General features: G+C 51.5%; 16 protein-coding genes. 14 read left to right on the top strand and 2 right to left on the bottom strand.

Annotation, left to right across the window (positions count from 1 at the left end):
* Positions 1-140: 140 nt before the first annotated feature.
* The 4 genes from BLW59_RS13240 (at position 141) to BLW59_RS13255 (ending at position 4,056) form a co-directional block, all read left to right on the top strand.
* A complete protein-coding gene (locus BLW59_RS13240; protein ID WP_074698151.1) occupies positions 141-1,409 on the top strand; it encodes an S-layer homology domain-containing protein in 1,269 nt (422 codons plus the stop codon).
* 45 nt (positions 1,410-1,454) lie between these two features.
* On the top strand, positions 1,455-2,201 hold the full coding sequence (locus tag BLW59_RS13245) for a hypothetical protein (protein WP_074698152.1): 747 nt from the start codon (positions 1,455-1,457) through the stop codon (positions 2,199-2,201).
* Positions 2,202-2,206: 5 nt separating this feature from the next.
* Positions 2,207-3,319: an acyltransferase family protein gene (locus BLW59_RS13250; RefSeq protein ID WP_074698153.1), complete on the top strand. Its 1,113-nt coding sequence runs from the start codon at positions 2,207-2,209 to the stop codon at positions 3,317-3,319.
* Positions 3,320-3,522: 203 nt separating this feature from the next.
* On the top strand, positions 3,523-4,056 hold the full coding sequence (locus tag BLW59_RS13255) for a nitroreductase (protein WP_074698154.1): 534 nt from the start codon (positions 3,523-3,525) through the stop codon (positions 4,054-4,056).
* Between the two features lie 73 nt (positions 4,057-4,129).
* On the opposite strand, the gene BLW59_RS13260 is transcribed toward BLW59_RS13255, so the two are convergent.
* Positions 4,130-4,501, bottom strand: coding sequence for a MerR family transcriptional regulator (locus tag BLW59_RS13260; protein WP_074698155.1), 372 nt, complete (start codon positions 4,499-4,501; stop codon positions 4,130-4,132).
* A 471-nt stretch (positions 4,502-4,972) separates the two neighbouring features.
* Here BLW59_RS13260 and BLW59_RS13265 point away from each other — a divergent pair, with 471 nt between their 5' ends.
* The 4 genes from BLW59_RS13265 to BLW59_RS13280 all read left to right on the top strand — a co-directional run bounded on the left by BLW59_RS13265 (position 4,973) and on the right by BLW59_RS13280 (position 7,058).
* Entirely contained in the window at positions 4,973-5,572 is a 600-nt protein-coding gene (locus BLW59_RS13265) for an Rpn family recombination-promoting nuclease/putative transposase (protein ID WP_074698156.1), read from the top strand.
* Positions 5,573-5,728: 156 nt separating this feature from the next.
* A complete protein-coding gene (locus BLW59_RS17810) occupies positions 5,729-5,872 on the top strand; it encodes a hypothetical protein (protein ID WP_175463445.1) in 144 nt (47 codons plus the stop codon).
* A 117-nt stretch (positions 5,873-5,989) separates the two neighbouring features.
* On the top strand, positions 5,990-6,595 hold the full coding sequence (locus BLW59_RS13275) for an alpha/beta hydrolase (RefSeq protein WP_217634622.1): 606 nt from the start codon (positions 5,990-5,992) through the stop codon (positions 6,593-6,595).
* A gap of 187 nt (positions 6,596-6,782) precedes the next feature.
* On the top strand, positions 6,783-7,058 hold the full coding sequence (locus BLW59_RS13280; protein ID WP_074698158.1) for a hypothetical protein: 276 nt from the start codon (positions 6,783-6,785) through the stop codon (positions 7,056-7,058).
* 299 nt (positions 7,059-7,357) lie between these two features.
* On the opposite strand, the gene BLW59_RS13285 is transcribed toward BLW59_RS13280, so the two are convergent.
* Positions 7,358-8,248 (bottom strand): LysR family transcriptional regulator, encoded by an 891-nt coding sequence (locus BLW59_RS13285; protein WP_074698159.1) that lies wholly within the window; start codon positions 8,246-8,248, stop codon positions 7,358-7,360.
* Between the two features lie 144 nt (positions 8,249-8,392).
* On the opposite strand from BLW59_RS13285, the gene BLW59_RS13290 reads away from it, so the two are divergent.
* From BLW59_RS13290 to BLW59_RS13315, 6 genes are all read left to right on the top strand, one after another.
* Complete coding sequence (locus BLW59_RS13290) at positions 8,393-9,577, top strand: MFS transporter (RefSeq protein ID WP_074698160.1); 1,185 nt, start codon at positions 8,393-8,395, stop codon at positions 9,575-9,577.
* A gap of 40 nt (positions 9,578-9,617) precedes the next feature.
* Positions 9,618-10,784, top strand: a complete 1,167-nt coding sequence (locus tag BLW59_RS13295) for an alpha/beta hydrolase (RefSeq protein ID WP_175463446.1) — start codon at positions 9,618-9,620, stop codon at positions 10,782-10,784.
* A 128-nt stretch (positions 10,785-10,912) separates the two neighbouring features.
* Positions 10,913-11,452 carry a flavodoxin family protein gene (locus tag BLW59_RS13300; RefSeq protein ID WP_074698161.1) on the top strand — a complete coding sequence of 180 codons (540 nt, stop codon included), beginning with the start codon at positions 10,913-10,915 and terminating at the stop codon, positions 11,450-11,452.
* A gap of 52 nt (positions 11,453-11,504) precedes the next feature.
* Positions 11,505-12,002, top strand: a complete 498-nt coding sequence (locus BLW59_RS13305) for a cyclophilin-like fold protein (protein WP_175463447.1) — start codon at positions 11,505-11,507, stop codon at positions 12,000-12,002.
* 164 nt (positions 12,003-12,166) lie between these two features.
* Complete coding sequence (locus BLW59_RS13310) at positions 12,167-12,469, top strand: YciI family protein (protein ID WP_029544780.1); 303 nt, start codon at positions 12,167-12,169, stop codon at positions 12,467-12,469.
* A 13-nt stretch (positions 12,470-12,482) separates the two neighbouring features.
* Positions 12,483-13,526 (top strand): aldo/keto reductase, encoded by a 1,044-nt coding sequence (locus tag BLW59_RS13315; RefSeq protein WP_074698162.1) that lies wholly within the window; start codon positions 12,483-12,485, stop codon positions 13,524-13,526.
* Positions 13,527-13,567 lie beyond the last annotated feature (41 nt).

Below are 13,567 nucleotides of genomic sequence, written 5' to 3' on the forward strand. Positions count from 1 at the left end.
CCTCCTTTGCGTAGATGGGGTGTGGTAATTTCATCTTACACTAAAGGAGTGATTTGCGCGATATTTTTTTCAATCAGAAAAGTTGTAAAGTGGTGATGATTTAATAACATGCTTTAATGACTTACTAAGGGGGAATCCCCATGAATATGATGCTTGTTTTTGGCATGTTTTTTGCTTTGGCAGCCTGGTGGACCGGCATTGCTTTCGCTGCCGCCAATCCTTTCTCTGATGTCCCTGCTGATCACTGGGCTTATGAGGCTGTAACCCAGTTGGCTGCTGAGGGAGTCATCGAGGGCTATGGGGACAGCACCTTCCGCGGCGGCCGCAGTATTACCCGCTATGAGATGGCGCAGATGGTGGCCAGGGCCATGGCCAGGAATGATGTTTCTGCTGCAGACAAGGCGGTGATTGACAAGCTGGCCGCTGAGTTCGCTGATGAGCTTGGCAGCCTGGGGGTCCGTGTGGCAGGTTTGGAGCGCAACGCTGACCTGGTCAGGTGGAAAGGCAAGTTGGAGTACAAGTACACCCGCCTTGAGGAGAAGAACGGAGACGGAACCAGAGAGAAAGAGAAGTACGACGAGCTCCTTTTGCGCCTGGAGCCTTCCGCTGAGATAAATGAGCACTGGCAGGTGCATGGCCGTATTGATACCTACCTTGATATGTCGGAAGATAAGAATATTGACGGCTACGACTTCCGCCTGAGGCGGGCCTGGGCACAGGGTGATTACAAGCATATCTCCCTTCGCTTTGGCAGGTTCAATATGTACGGTGATGACAGCATCAACGACACCACCATGTCCGGCGCTGATGTGACGGTAGGCAGTGCCGACAAGCTTTCCGGCGTCATCGGCGGCGGCCGCAGTGCCTGGGCTTTTGAATTCCTTGACGGCGATGAGCCCAATGACGTGTTCTATGCCGGCGTTGATTACAACAAGGCGAAGAATAAGGGCGTGTTCGGCGCTGCCCGATATTTTCGCTATACCAACGACACCAGGCTGATTGATGGTGACGCGGAGGCAAAAAGGAATAATATCTGGCAGCTGATGGCTGGCTACAAGTTTGACGAAAACAGCACGCTGCAGGGTTATTATGCCAAGAGCGATCGTGATATAGCGGGCTGGGAAGGAAATTCCCGGTCTTACAATATCGAATTTGACTACAAGGGTGCCCAGCAGGAGAACAAAGGCACCTGGGGTGCCTGGGTGGCATACCGCCACGCCGGACTCACTGCTACCCCCTACGGCACCTGGGACGTCATATATGACTGGACCAAGGGCTGGGATATAGGGGTGAATTACACCCTGATGAAGAATATGGTCGGCACGCTGAGGTACGGCGATGGCAGGCTGATCGGCAAAGATGAGGACAAAGTCCGTCAGTTCATGGGTCGCCTTGAATTTTTCTTCTGAGAAATACAGGCCGGCTGGAGATAAAGTGAGGGGAGAGATTAGGGGATGTACTATTCTGTCATTGGCATTCTGGCCACTATGATATTGCTCATTGAGAATCATGACATACTGTTTAACAGCGACTCCACTACCCAGATGCCTTCCTGGAAGATTTACCGGAATTTCCTGTTCGCGGTGCTGTTTTATTATCTGACAGATATTACCTGGGGGCTTTTTGAACATCTGAAAATGGCAGATCTATTGTATGTGGATACAATCCTCTACTTTTTCGCCATGGCTTCAGGGGTGTATTTCTGGGCCCAATACACGGTGGCTTACCTGAATGACGAGACAGCTTTCGGAAAGATCCTGGTCTTCCTTGGGCGCGCCGTGGCAGGAATGATCCTCCTGGCCAATCTTATAAACATCTTTGTGCCCATTTACTTCACCATCGATGAGAACAGCGTGTATGAGGGCCTGATGCTGCGGGATGTCATGCTGGTGGTGCAGATCATGCTGCTCATCATGATTTCGCTGTATGCCTTTTCGGCCATCGGCAGGCAGCCGAAGGAGAAAAAGGCAAGATACAGGACCATAGCGCTCTTTGGCTTCATCATGGCGCTGTTCCTGACTATCCAGTTCTGGAACGCTTATCTTCCCCTTTATTCCTGCGCCTACATGATGGGCACCTGCCTGCTCCATACCTTTGTCATCAATAATGAGCGCCAGGAGTACCAGGAGATGAAGAAGATGGTCACTGATTTGAAAAAAGAGATTCTAAACATCAATGATAAATGGTCGAAGAGGGATTGAGGATTTTGCAAGCAGATAAGGGCAGACGACTATATTTCCTGGATAATCTGAAATGGTTCATCATCTGGCTCATGGTGGTGTTCCATGCAGCTATGTGCTACATGGCCTATGCACCGGAATGGTGGTATGTGGTGGACAAGGCTGACCCGTCCTTCGGGGCGACGGCTTTTGTGTGCTGGGCTGATGTCTTCATCATGCCCACCATGTTTTTCGTGTCGGGGTACTTTGGCCTGAGGTCACTGGCCCGTTATGACCTGGGGAGCTTCTGGCGGGGAAAGCTGAGGCGGATCATTGGGCCCTGGCTCTTCGGGGCTGCGTGCATAGCACCCCTGGTGACTTATATCACTCTGGCCAGCCGCAATTCCCCCATGGGGTTCTATGAGTTCTACACCACCCTCTTTTGGGGCGTGTTCTACCAGCAGGCCCAGTATTGGTACCTTGGGGCCCTCACAGCCTTGTATGTGCTCCTGATGGCGGCCTGCCAGGCCATGCCTTCCCTGAAAGAGCGCAGGGAAGCCGGCGTGCCGGGAATAGCTTTCTTTCTGGGGCTGTTTGCTGTATGTGCCATAAGCATCGGCCTGGTCAGCTCCTACATGCACCCGGATACCTGGAAGTATTTCGCCTATATCTTGGTACTGCAGCCCGTGCGCATCGTGAGCTACATTGCCGTGTTCTTTGCCGGGGCCTGGGCCTGGAAGAAGCGCTGGTTTGAAGCAGGCGGGTACTGCCCGTCTGCAGGGCGGTGGGGTCTCCCCTTCCTGCTGACAGGAGGCATCTACCTGTGGCAGAAGCTTTTCCTGGCAGCCTATGGACTGGAAGCCTGGCAGACGGTCTGGGTGGGAGCAGTCATGCAGGCTGCCTTTACCTGCACGGCCCTGTTCTTCCTGCTGGGGCTGTTCAGGCAGTGCTTTGACAGCACCAATGGGATACTGTCAGAGCTCTCCTCCACCTCCTACGCCGTCTACTACCTGCACATGCCCGTGCTTTTCCCCGTAGCCTGGGCTTTTGTGGGGATAGGCATGGGAGTGGGCATGAAGTATCTAAGCGTCTGTGCGTTGACGCTGGGGCTGTGCTTCCTGCTGGGGAAATACGTGCTGAAGCGGCTGCCCAGCTTCTGAGGATAGGCGGCTCACCTGCACGCAGCTTGCCATCAGTTCTTTTGCTAAGGTTTGACAGATACCTGCGCCCCTGTCGGATTCAACTGGCAGGGGCGCTTTTATGAAGGGAGGAGAAAGTATTTTATTCGTGCTATAGGAGTTTGGGCGATTGATATCTGGGTGTGAAATCATCAAAATAGTTGACAGAAACGGAGAGGTGTCACATGAACGAAGTTATAAGGTCATTGAGAGAACGCCGGAGCATTCGCAAGTTCAAGCCGGACATGGTACCAAGGGAAAAGATTGAAGCCATCATGGAAACAGGCCTCTATGCCGCCAGTGGCAGGGGGCAGCAGAAGCCCATTGTCATTGCGGTGACTGACAAGGCGCTGCGCGACAGGCTGTCCAAGGCAAACTGCGAGATTGGCGGCTGGGAGGCTGGCTTTGATCCATTCTATGGTGCCCCGGTGGTGCTCATTGTGCTGGCTCCCAGGGACTGGCCCACATATATCTACGACGGCAGCCTGCTCATGGGTCAGCTGATGCAGGCAGCGCATGCTGAGGGATTGGGCAGTTGCTGGATTCATCGTGCCAAGGAAGAATTCGAACTGGATATTGGCAGGGAGATATTGAAGAAACTGGGCCTCGAGGGAGATTATGAGGGCATCGGCCACTGCGTTATTGGCTATCCCGTTGAAATACCTGAGGCAGCACCCAGGAAAGAGGGGCGTGTCTACTGGCTGACAGGAGAGGAGTAACTTCAGCATAATATCCAAAGCCCCCTGCCGGATAAATGGCAGGGGGCTTTGGATTATGGGGATATGGGGGAATTCATTTGAGAGAGGGGCAATTCTTGGCCATGAGTTCCTCATAGTGGGCAATCTTGTAGTCCAGCCGTTCCATGGTGGCTTTGAGCTGGTCGTACTGCTCCTGCAGGCGGGCGCGCTGCTCCACCAGGATTTCCTTGCGGGCTGCTTCCGTGCCTTCCTGGAAGAACAGCTCCACGTATTCGATGAGGGCTTCCACCTGCACGCCGGCGCTGCGCATGCATTTGGAAAACTCCACCCAGCCGCAGGCCTGCTCATCAAAATCCCGGATGCCGTTCTCCTTGCGGGGCACATGGGGGATAAGGCCGATGCGCTCATAATAGCGGATGGTATCGGGGGAGACATCGTATTTCTCGCTGACTTCCTTGATGGTCATGAAAAGCACCTCGCTAACCGTAAATTCTTGCTGATGGCATAAGTTTAGCACTTGGAGTACGCTCCAGGTCAATAGTTTGCTGAAAAAATTTTAGAAAAAATTCCTACCAAAATCCCTTGACTTGAAGTCAAGCACACTACTTTTCATCTTACCGCAGGACGTATCCTTTCTGCACTTGGCATTGCTTGGGTTGTGGGACTTTTTCTGTGTAGGGGCTATGGGATTTTTTGGGGGCAGTCGGTCAGTGGTCGGTCACGGAGCGTTTTTCGTTTGCGGGGGCAGGTTCTTCTTCCAGCAGGAGTAGCTGGCCCTGGCTCCCAAGAGTTTCTGCCAGTTTTCCTGGCTGGGAGCTATGTATGGGTGCTTTTTGGGGTGGCTCCCGGCCTGCCGACCGGCCTTTTTTCATAGGGAAATCTTGCCTTTTAGGTGCCGAAGTCATAAAATAAAGATAATGAAACAGGAGGACTGACCATGGGGGAGCGTTCCCTGTTCTACTGGGCGCGGAATTACGCTGACCTCAAGCGTGGGGAGAAATATGATCAGCTAAACCGCACCATAGCCATCAATATCCTGGGCTTCAACCTTTTCGATGAAGCAAAGTACCCGGATATGCACAGCTGCTTTGGCATCTATGACATCAAGACCAAGTGCCAGCTGACGGACAAGCTGGAAATACATTTCCTTGAGCTTTTGAAATTCAAGAGCAAAAGCGTGAAAGACATGACTCGCATGGAAAAATGGGCGGCCTACTTCTCTCCTGCCACCACCGATGAAGAACTGGCGGAGATTGCCGCAAGCGAAGAAGCAATACGGGAAGCGATGGAGGTGGAAGACGTGTTCACCATAGACGAAGTGGCAAAGAGGTCTTATGAGAAGGCTGAGAAATTCCGCCGCGATCAGGCGGCACAGCTGGAATATGCCGAAAAGAAGGGCGAGGAAAAAGGCATAAAGGCCATGATAATTACCTTGAAGGAACTCAATGTGGACAAGGCCACAACCGCAGACAAACTTATGGCCCGCTTCGGCCTCCAGCCCAAGGTGGCCCAAGGGTATGTAGAAGCCAACTGGTAAAAGATGTAAAGCTCCGGGAGACCGGGGCTTTTCTTGTATATGTGTGGCTGGCATAGGGGAGGCAGCTTAGCTTTGTAAAACCTTTAGAAAATAAATTGGTGATAGGGCCTTGACTTGAAGTTCACTCCAAGGCGTAGACTACACGATATCAGCCAAATGACAGTGTGTTTTCTCATCATCATCTTCAATGACAATGACATGAGCATTGCTGAGGTCCACGGCGGCATGTATAAAGGTTTCCGTGATCACGGCAGAGCAGGTAGCAGAGGATATCATGAAGGTTATGGGGGGATTTTCTAAGGCAGGCAGGAAATTACAGTTCATGAGAAGAATGACTATTTGGTTCTCATAGTCATGGTAAGGTGAGTTTCTTCTTGACTTAGAGTTGTAGGCTTATAAGCCTTTGGAGGGTGGAGTATGCTGACGGAGTTGGTCATATACATTCATGGCAAGGGTGGAACTGCTGAGGAAGCGGAGCATTACAGGGCACTGTTTCCTGAGGCGGAGGTGCTGGGCTTTGATTATCAGTCCCGGACACCATGGGAGGCAGAGGCGGAATTTCAGGCCTATTATGATAAAGTGGCGGCAGGCCATGGGCCTGTTCATGTCATCGCCAACAGCATAGGGGCTTTCTTTGCCATGTGCGCTCTGAGCGGGAAGAAAATCCACCAGGCGTTCTTCATATCTCCCATAGCAGATATGGAAAAACTCATTTTGAATATGATGTCCTGGGCGAAGGTGACAGAGGCAGAGCTGCGGGAGAAGAAGGAGATTGCGACAGATTTTGGCGAAAAACTGTCCTGGGAGTACCTAAATTATGTGCGCCAGAACCCGACCAAGTGGACTGTGCCCACCCATGTGCTGTACGGCGCGAACGACCATCTGATGCCAAGGGAAGTCATCGCCGGTTTCGTGGAGAAGATTGGCGGTACGCTTACCGTGATGGAAGGCGGCGAGCATTGGTTCCACACGGAGGAGCAGATGGCCTTTCTGGATAAGTGGATTATGGAACATAGAGAATAATTGGACCCAATTAAAGCGCCCCCTGCCGAATGAATGGCAGGGGGCGTTGCTGTGGGATAATTCCCTAATGAATTTTGCAAGATTAAAATGGGGCTGTTGCACGTAAGAATAATTTTGGGTGATAGTCGTAATAGATCCAGTCCTCAAACGTATATATAGGCATAGAGAGAACGGAGGGCTGATGACGATGAAAAAGGTATTTTTACTGCTGACTGCGATGATGATCATGATTTCTTCCACCTGCATGGCATCTTCTTACAAGCTGGTGGAGGCTGAATATAGTGTCCGGGAGGGGGACAGCCTGGATTCTATCGCTGTTGAATATATGGCCAGAAACACCTACGGCCCCAGGGAATTCAGGGAGTTCAAGTCCGGCATCGTCCAGCTCAATGAATGGCTGATGGACAGGGATGTGCAGGCCGGGGATACGGTCCGGGTGAATTACTGGGTCAAGGCAGAGTGATTTGTAGCCTAAGAGAATCTTTTCTGGGTGGACGCATTCGGAGAAATATTTGGACAAATACGCTTGGACGTGATAGAATAATCGCAGGAGAGCGTTAGATACGTGAGGGAACCCCCAGGGCTAGGTGTATTGGCCTTGGGGGTTCTTGCTGTAATTGAAAATATGGTTCCAAGTACGCCGACGCTCAGGTCATGGGAGATGCCAAGCTGGCAGACTTCTTCAAGGCCAACTTGAAATAATCCCCAATCCCCTGTGGAATACCAAAAACCGCCCTGCCAAAGCTGTGCAGGGCGGTACTTTTATGCAGGGCTGAATTTTTCCTGCAGGGCCTGCAGGAATGCCTGGGAGGCCTTGGAAAAAATCTGGTTTCTTTTCCAGGCTATGGTTGGCACGGCGAAAATGGGAGGCTCAAGGGGACGGGTGCAGAGGCTGCTGCCCTGGGTGTTTATCAGTTCATCAAGGGTGATGGCATAGCCCAGCCCTTCCTTTACCATCAGGGAAGCGTTGTAGGCCAGCGTATAAGAACCAGCTACCGTCAGCTCTGCCAAAGGCTTCTGCAGCCAGCTTTGCAGTTCGTCGCCATGGGTGCCGGTGGAGAGGGATTGGCGGGAAAAGAGCAGGGGCTTCTGCCGGAGATTCTCGGCCCGGATGACTTCCCTTTGGGCAAGTTCATCGTCACGGCGCAGGAGCAGCACCCAGCGGTCGCGGACAGGCAGGGGCATCTCATGGTATTTGGCCGGGTCCAGCCTGCCGTAGACAAAGGCGAAATCAATCAGCCCCCGGTCCAGGCGGGTCATGGTGGCAGCGCCGTCACCGCTGATGATGTGAAAGCGCAGGCCGGGATGTTGCTGCCGCAGCTTCTGGGCAGTTTTCATGAGCAGGGCGAAGTGGATGGATTCACCGGCGCCGATGCGTATATCGCCGCTGATTTCCTCACTGTGCAGAAGTTCCCCGGTGGTCTTTTTTACCAGGGACAGGATTTCCTCTGCCCTGCGCCGCAAGAGCTGGCCGTCATCGGTGAGCAGGATGCGCCGGGGTTCGCGGATAAGCAGCTGCTTGCCGAATTCATCTTCCAGTTCCTTTAGCTGACGGGACAAAGTTGGCTGGGAAAGATGCAGTTTTTCCGCTGCCCGGGAAAAGCTTTCTTCCTGAGCCACGGTAAGGAAGTATTTGAGCACGCGCAGTTCCATGGCAAAACAACTCCTTTGGTCTGTGTTGGCTGCTGGTTAAATGAATTACTTTTAAGCATAAGTATGTATTTGTTATAGGTATTTGTAATCAATATACTACCATGTTATCATTAAACCATCAACAGGAAAGGCAGGAAAGAAGTCATGTTGAATAACAAAAATCTCCTGATTTTTATCTTGGCCACAGGGGTCTTCGGCATCCTTAATACAGAGATGGGCTTTATCGGAATCTTGCCCTACATCGCCGAGCGCTATGACGTGACCATAGTCCATGCGGGGCTGCTTATCAGTTTGTTTGCCTTAGGGGTAGCAGTTGCCGGGCCGACCATGCCGCTGGTATTTTCCCGCTTCAACCGCAAATATATCATGTTGCTGGTGTTGGGAGTCTTCACGGTGTGCAATACGATTTCCGTTTTTGCCGAAGATTTTAACCTTCTTCTGGTAGTGCGGGTGCTGCCGGCATTTTTACATCCAGTTTACTGCTCCATGGCTTTTACAGTAGCAGCGGCTCTGGCGGGAGCAAAAGATGCGCCCAAGGCAGTGGCAAAGATCAACATGGGCGTATCGGCAGGGATGGTGGTGGGGGTCCCTATCAGCAACTTCCTGGCGGAAAATATTTCGCTGACGGCCTCAATGTCCTTCTTTGCCATAACGACATTCCTCGTTATGCTGGCAACGGCGTTCCTAGTTCCTTCCATGCCGGCAGAGGGGCGGCTTACTTATGGAGAGCAGCTGGCGGTGCTGAAAAAGCCCATGGTTTGGGCCTCTATTTTCGCCGTCATCTTCCTCAATGGCTCAGTCTTCGGTGTGTTCAACTACCTGGCGGAGTATCTGGCCAGCGTTTCGGGGCTGTCTCCAACCTTGGTAAGTTTGCTGCTCTTTGTTTACGGCCTTTGCAACATCTTTGGCAGTATGATCGCAGGAAATCTTCTCTCTAGCCGCCCCATAGGCACAGTGAAAATCTTCCCCTTTTTCCTTGGGGCTGTGTACCTGCTGTTTCTCTTGGGAGGAAATGCCTTCCCCCTGGTGGCGGTCCTTACAGTTTTCTGGGGACTGCTGGCAGGCATCAATGCCAATATAAACCAATATTGGCTATCCCATGCCGCACCGGAGGCACCGGATTTTGCCAATGGCCTCTTTCTCACGGCGGCTAATCTGGGCTGTATGGCGGGAACAGCGATAAGCGGCATGTTCATTGAAGCCTGGGGAACAGAGTATGTTGTTTGTGGCGGATTGGTATTCATTGTTGCCGCTGGGATTATATTCTGGAGTCAGTGTCATAAGGGCAGCATGAATCCGGCGCTGATTCCTGCAAACGAGCCGGTTTGATTTTAAGATATAAATTGTGTACAAAGTAAGGAGAATGAAAATGATGAAGAAAATTGGCAAGAACAAAAAGATGGTTTTGGCAGCCCTGATGGCAGGCGTAATGTCTTTTGGCATCATGGGCAGCAATGTGACGATGGCGGCAACTCCGGCTAAAGCTCTGGCGGCAGCTTCCCAGATGCAGCGCTCATCCATCAGCGAACTGGACAATGATACCCGTGTATTTGAGATTGACAAGTCTATTGAAGCCAAGAATGTTAAATTTGAAAACCGCTTTGGCTTCGAAGTTGCCGGTCACATGTATCTGCCCAGGGATTTTGATGCCAACAAGAAGTATAAAGCAGTTGTAATTACGGGACCCTTCGGCGCAGTAAAGGAACAGTCCTCCGGTCTTTATGCACAGGAATTTGCCAAGCATGGTTATGTGGCCGTAGCCTTTGATCCTTCCACCACAGGTGAGAGCAGTGGCAGCCGCCGCAATATGGGCTCCCCGGAAATCTTCACGGAAGACTATCATGCCGCCGTGGATTTCGTTTCCAACTTGAAATTCGTGAACCAGGATCAGGTGGGGGCCATGGGCATCTGCGGTTTGTCTGGCATGGCCATCACTGCCGCTGGCAGTGACAGCCGCATCAAGGCGGTGGCAACTTCGGCAATGTATGATATGAGTGAAAGCATCAGCGACCATTATAATGGTGCTTACTACACGCCGGAGCAGCGGGAACTCGTGAAACAGCATCTGGCCAAGATGCGTGATGAAGAAGCCAAGACCGGCAAAGCCATCCGCGGAGCCCATGAGCTGGGGGTGGATGCTAATGGTAATGTGGAGACCTTCGATACCATGTTCCCGGATAAACTGCCTGCGGATGCCAGTCCTGTCATCAAGGATTTCTTCGGCTACTATGTAGGCCGCGCCTTCCATCCGCGCGCCATCAACTCCAATAAGCTGGCCTGGGATTCGGTAACCCCGTATGGCTTCTTTGACTTCAAGCTTATGAGCAACATTGATGAGTTGGGCAAGACGCCGGTCATGCTGATTACCGGGGACAAGGCGCATTCCAAGTATTTCTCCGATAATGTTTATGCCGCCATCAAAGGGGAAAAAGAGGAGATTGTCGTTCCTGGTGCTACCCATGTAGACCTTTATGACCAGATGGACAAGATTCCGTTTGACAAGCTGTTTGCCTTCTTTGATAAGAACCTGAAGTAAAAAGCAAGAAATGCCGCCCTGGGAAATCGTGCAAGAATTTGCTGGGCGGCATTTGTATTATATGGCTTGACTTTGAGTATACTCCAAGTGATAGAGTAAAGCAGGATAATGTGTATGGAGGAGAGAACATGAGCAAGAAAGTAATCATCATATCTACGAGCTTAAGAAAGAACAGCAATTCCGAGGCATTGGCCACAGCCTTTGCCGAAGGTGCCAGAGAAGCAGGCCATGAGGTGGAGCAGGTTTCCCTGCGGGATAAGACCATAAACTTCTGCAAAGGATGCCTTGCCTGCCAGAAGACCATGCAGTGTGTGATCAAGGACGATGCCAACGAAATAACGGCCAAAATCGGACAGGCAGATGTGGTGGCTTTGGCCACGCCAGTCTATTATTATGGCATGTGCGGGCAGTTAAAGACCCTGTTGGACAGGGCAAATCCCTTGTTCCCCTCGGACTATCGCTTCCGCGAGGTTTATCTGCTGGCTGTGGCGGCAGAGGATGAGGAAAGTACGGTGGCAGGAACCCGTGTCGGTGTGCAGGGCTGGGTGGATTGCTTTGATAAGGCCGAACTCAAAGAGACGATTTTCTGTGGCGGCGTGACAAATATTGGCGATATTGCCGGAAATGCTGCCCTGGAAAAAGCCCGGCAGGCTGGCAAGAATATCTGAAGCCTGTAAAATATTGTCCTGCATCTGTATTTTTAGAAGGAAGTGACGGTGTATGCCAAAAAGGAAGATAATGGGCTGGGTTATCCTGTCGGTGCTGTTATTGCTGTCAGGCTGCACAGGCGCACAGGATGCTGTTGCAGATACAGGCAGCAAGGCACAGGTCAATGCCCAACAGGAAAATGCCCCCTCGTCAGCCCCCGGGAAGGAGCAAGCGATGAAACTGACAATTGATAATACCGTCGTTCCCGTTACCTGGGAACATAATTCCTCCACTGCGGCGTTACATAAACTCCTGCCTTTGACCATAAAGTTGTCGCCCTATGGAGGCTTTGAGCAGGTTGGTTCTATCGGCCAAAGTATTGACAGCGCAGATGAGCAGATGACCACTCACTACGGTGATATTGTCCTTTATGCGGGGAACAAGCTGGTCATTTTTTATGGTTCCAATTCCTGGTCCTATACGCGGCTGGGGCATATTGAACTGTCGCAACAGGAAATAACAGCTTTATTAAGCCATGATGAAGTATCGGTCACACTTATGGCAGAGTGAATGAGGCTGCGATATCCTGCCCTAAGATAATAAGCGCCCTGCCTTTCAGGTTGGCAGGGTGCATTTTTTTATAAAGACATATTGACATCGTGTCATTTTAGATTTATACTACATACAGCAATAAAAGTTACATGGTGTCATTTTATATAAGGTAGGAGAAGGCTATGTTTATCATCAATCAGACACTCAAGGCAGAAAAGATTCCTGCAGGACAGGGGGACGAACTGTTCAAAAAGCATGTGGAATGGTTCACCAGGCACTTTGAGGCAGGGAATTTCATTTTGGTCGGGCCCTATACTGACCAGAAGATGGCAGGCATTATGATTTCCCCAGCCGAGTCAAAAGAGGCAGTAGAGAAGATCCTGCAGGAAGATGTGTACTATGCAGATGGCTTTGCTGACTATGAGGTGCGTTCCTTTACTGCAGGGAAAATAGCAGAGAACTTTGCTGAATTTGTGGGCAAGTGATAGGAGCAAAACCATGAAATATGCGAAATTAGGCAACTCCGACCTGAATGTTTCCCGCATCTGCCTGGGCTGCATGGGCTTTGGCAATGCAGCCACGGGGCAGCATAGCTGGACAGTGGCTGAGGGGGCTACCCGTGAGATTGTGAAGCACGCCCTGGAACTGGGGGTGAATTTCTTTGACACTGCCATTGCCTACCAGAACGGCACCAGCGAGGAGTTCCTGGGCAGGGCGCTAAAGGACTATGCCAAAAGAGACGAGGTGGTGGTGGCCACGAAGTTCCTGCCACGCAGTCAACAGGAAAGAGAGGCAGGAATAAGCGGGCAGGAGCATATCAGGCGGCAGCTTGAGCTCAGCCTGCAGCATCTGGGCATGGACTATGTTGACCTTTACATTTACCACATGTGGGATTACCAGACGCCCCTCTATGATGTCCTTGACGGCATGAATCAGATGGTGAAGGAGGGCAAGGTGCGCTACATAGGCATTGCCAATTGCTATGCCTATCAACTTGCCAAGGCTAATGCTATGGCGGAAAAAGAAGGCTTTGTCAAATTTGTATCAGTGCAGAATCATTACAACCTGCTGTTCCGGGAAGAAGAAAGGGAGATGGCAAAGCTCTGCGCAGAGGACAATATCGCCATGACTCCTTATAGCGCCCTGGCCAGCGGCCGGCTCTCCAGAAGGCCGGGGGAGACTTCCAAGCGGTTGCAGGAGGACAGCTATGCCAAATTGAAATATGATGGTACGGCGGAGACAGATGAGAAGATTATCATGCGGGTGGCGGAACTGGCAGACCGGTACGGCGTGACCATGACGGAGATTTCCCTGGCCTGGCTGCTGACCAAAGTGACGGCTCCCGTGGCCGGAGCTACCAAGCTTCATCACATTGACGGTGCCGTAAAGGCAGTGGAACTCGAGCTGTCAGAAGAAGATATAGCCTATCTGGAAGAACTCTATGTACCCCACAAGCTGGTGGGAGTCATGGCCCAGAACACCAAGGGCGGCAGCCAAAAGGAGCAGGTTTGGATGAAGAACGCTCCCAAGGGCATGCAGTGATTTTCTTCTTGACTTAGAGTTCACTTCAAGTGCTAGAGTGT

Origin of the sequence: Selenomonas sp. KH1T6 (genome assembly GCF_900108415.1) — a bacterium.
In the GTDB taxonomy this organism is placed as follows: domain Bacteria; phylum Bacillota; class Negativicutes; order Selenomonadales; family Selenomonadaceae; genus Selenomonas_B; species Selenomonas_B ruminantium_A.